The organism is Flavobacterium sp., assembly GCF_029242675.1.
Taxonomy (GTDB): Bacteria; Bacteroidota; Bacteroidia; order Flavobacteriales; family Flavobacteriaceae; genus Flavobacterium.
Genome location: NZ_JAQWTM010000251.1, coordinates 1 through 1653, shown reverse-complemented (window position 1 = coordinate 1653; position 1653 = coordinate 1). Strand labels below are relative to the sequence as shown.

Genomic DNA, 1653 nt, shown 5'->3' with positions numbered 1-1653 from the left:
CGGAGGACCGAAACACTTATTCTACTGATAGCATTCATACTACAAGACAAACTTATGCATGCCACAGTGGTTTTTTAAAATCTCTCGATTCTATTACTCTTATTCTTTTGTTCTAACATCTCTGTTAAAACGGCTGTCAATTCAATATGTCTAGGAACGTGTTCTTATATTTTAAACCTGAAATAAATTCAGATTAAATCACTTCGTTTTTCACTTTTCGTGTTTCTCGAAGCGGGTGCAAAAGTAGAAAACTAATTCGTTTCTCGCAAGAAAAATTTAAAGTTTTTTTTAAGAGATAAATCTCTTTTTCTTCTCATTTTCTTACCAGTGTGTCAAATAACTTTTCTTGTTCTGCGGGGTGCAAAAATAATTGGTTTACTTTAATCTCACAAGCTTTATTTGATATTTTTTTAAAAAGAAATATTCTCCTTTACATCAGTAATGCTTGCCAGTGTGTCAGTGAACTTATTCGTTGTTGCGGGTGCAAAAGTAGTGAGTCTTCTCCCTTAAACAATACTTTATAATCACTTTTATTTCACATTTGTTTAACCTTAGCTTTAACTCACTGAAAATGCAAACTTTGTGAAGCACTCTTTTTTGAACGTTTTATTAATTGTAAGAATAAACGTTTATTCTAGCGTCCGTTTTATTAAATCTACGCCATGTTTAGCGCCTTTATTGAAATGCAGTAGCTCGTAAAAGCTTTTTCTATAACCACTCTTGGGTTAAGAATACCATTTTAAGATTGCTTACATCCTTAAACATTGGGATTTCTTGCTTTTGGAAATGAAAAAACATGGATCAACCCCCTACTCCACATATATAAGCATCAAAACTGTATCTCCTTCCCCGCAACCATAGCCCGGATAGCAGCGGCATCCTCTAGTGGTGGGGTTCACCACTAGAGATAGAGCGGATAGCAGGAAATAGCTCCTAGGAACCATAATTTTTACTATTCTTATATATAAGTGAAAAAATTTATTCTCAATTTTATAGGGTTTTAGTTCTTGAGATTTTACTTAGAAAAAAATTTCTGAAACCGTCAAACTCAACCGGATTAGCTGGTAATTTACCCACTGAACATCTCAAGTAAGAACCTTGTACACCATCATGAAACCTCTCTCCTTCTAAATAACCAACAGCACACATTTTTCCATAAAAAAAACCGACACTATATGTAGTATCGGTTTTTAAGTGAAGGCAGAAGGATTCGAACCTTCGACCGCCTGCTTAGAAGGCAGGTGCTCTATCCAGCTGAGCTATGCCTCCTTAGATAAATTAAATTATCAATAAGTTTAAATAAAAAAGCCCCTTTAATAAGAGGCCTTTTTTATTGTATCTTGTTGTTGTTATTACAACTTAGCAACAAATTTAGTCAACTTAGATTTCAAGTTAGAAGCTTTATTATCGTGGATAATATTCTTTTTAGCTAACTTATCAATCATAGATATAACATTAGATAATTTTGATGTAGCATCAGTTTTATCAGTAGCTATTCTTAACGCTTTGATCGCATTACGAGTAGTTTTGTGTTGGTATCTATTTAATACTCTTCTCTTTTCGTTACTTCTAATTCTTTTTAGAGCTGACTTATGATTTGCCATTTTATTATATTTTTTTTCTTTACTATTCTTTATACTTGTAGTCCGTAAG

Annotated in this window: 1 protein-coding gene and 1 tRNA gene; both read right to left on the bottom strand. The window is 33.0% G+C overall.

The window, feature by feature from the left end:
• Positions 1-1195: 1195 nt before the first annotated feature.
• A tRNA-Arg gene (locus tag P8M54_RS09335) sits at positions 1196-1269 on the bottom strand.
• An 83-nt stretch (positions 1270-1352) separates the two neighbouring features.
• Positions 1353-1604, bottom strand: a complete 252-nt coding sequence (gene rpsT / locus P8M54_RS09330) for a 30S ribosomal protein S20 (protein WP_173837097.1) — start codon at positions 1602-1604, stop codon at positions 1353-1355.
• Between the last annotated feature and the right edge of the window lie 49 nt (positions 1605-1653).

Coding starts and splice junctions, on each gene's coding strand:
- rpsT (WP_173837097.1), bottom strand. CDS start 1,604: ATGGCAAATCATAAGTCAGCTCTAAAAAGAATTAGAAGTAACGAAAAG.